General features: G+C 50.6%; 2 protein-coding genes. Both read right to left on the bottom strand.

The features are described from left to right. On the bottom strand, nt 1-801 hold an 801-nt coding region (locus H6B10_RS14635; RefSeq protein WP_204652265.1), incomplete at its 3' end, for a hypothetical protein. A 23-nt stretch (nt 802-824) separates the two neighbouring features. Continuing rightward, nucleotides 825-1,089, bottom strand: a 265-nt coding sequence (locus H6B10_RS14630; RefSeq protein ID WP_204652264.1) for a hypothetical protein, incomplete at its 5' end; no start/stop codon positions are given.

Raw genomic sequence — 1,089 nt, 5'->3', positions numbered from 1 at the left:
GCCTTCCGCGCCGGGCAGAGAAAGCCCGGCATCCTCCGCGGAGATCACCCACCCGTCGTCAAGAAAATCCGCAAGGGGAAGCGGCAACGTATACACCGCGTCATTGATCTGGATTGAAAAACTTTCCCAATCATTCGGGAGTTCAGGGGATGGTGGGTACAATTCTGCCCCTGACGCGTCGAGTTCTGTCATAAATTCGAGCGACATCAAGGTGGAGGTGTGCGGCAGGTAGGTGACTTTCGCAAACAGATTGTAGTCGTTCCCGCCCCACAGCGCGCGCCCTTCCTCGTACCTCTTTTCACTGATTTCAAAGGAATGCCGTTCGCCGGTCATATCTACGCCGCGCAGATAATAGTCGTCCGAACCATAGTCCCCGATCCCTCGCGAATATTCAAATTCCAGCCGCTCCAAATAGGCGGCTTCCGGGCGCTTGAGATAGGGGATGTCCAAAACGAGCGGCCGGACAAGGAAAAAGGCGACGGCGAGGCAAAGCAGAATGCCTGCGGTTCTGCCAACCTTTTGCAGGAACGTTGCGTCCGGCTGAATCAGCAGTATGAATAAGACAAGGGCGATGATCACCGCCACCAGCCCCAAGCCGCCATAGACAATGACGGCTTGCATAAACCCTGTGATGCCGATGGCAAAGGCATCGGCGCTTGTAAACCATTCCACCACCGCGAGGATGGTAATCGGCAGAAAAAAGATGACGGCAAGGAACAAAATAAACCATTTTAACTCCGCCTTGTTTTTTTCGCCGCCGGGTGCTCTTTTGTCTGTTCGGTTCTCATTTATATTGTTCATTTTCTCTCTTGCTTTTATGAAAATCAGTGTTTCAAACGCTCCAGCGCCTCGCAAATCGCAAGCATCCCCTGTTTTTGATCTTTGATTTTGGCGGTGATGCTGTTGTTGACCAGCGACAATTTTATTTTGGTTTTCCCGCTTTTCGCTTTGATGATCCGCTGGGAAGGCAGTAGCCCTTTTTGTACTTTCAGTTCGTCAAACTGGTCAAACGGAATGCAGATTTTACCGTAAATATGCGAGATATCAAAAGTTTCCAACACTGCGATAACCAATGTTTTTTCTGTCACG

Source organism: Gemmiger formicilis, from assembly GCF_016901605.1.
Taxonomy (GTDB): Bacteria; Bacillota; Clostridia; order Oscillospirales; family Ruminococcaceae; genus Gemmiger; species Gemmiger formicilis_B.
The sequence above is the reverse complement of the archived record's forward strand: the minus strand, read 5'-3'. Positions and strand labels throughout refer to the sequence as shown.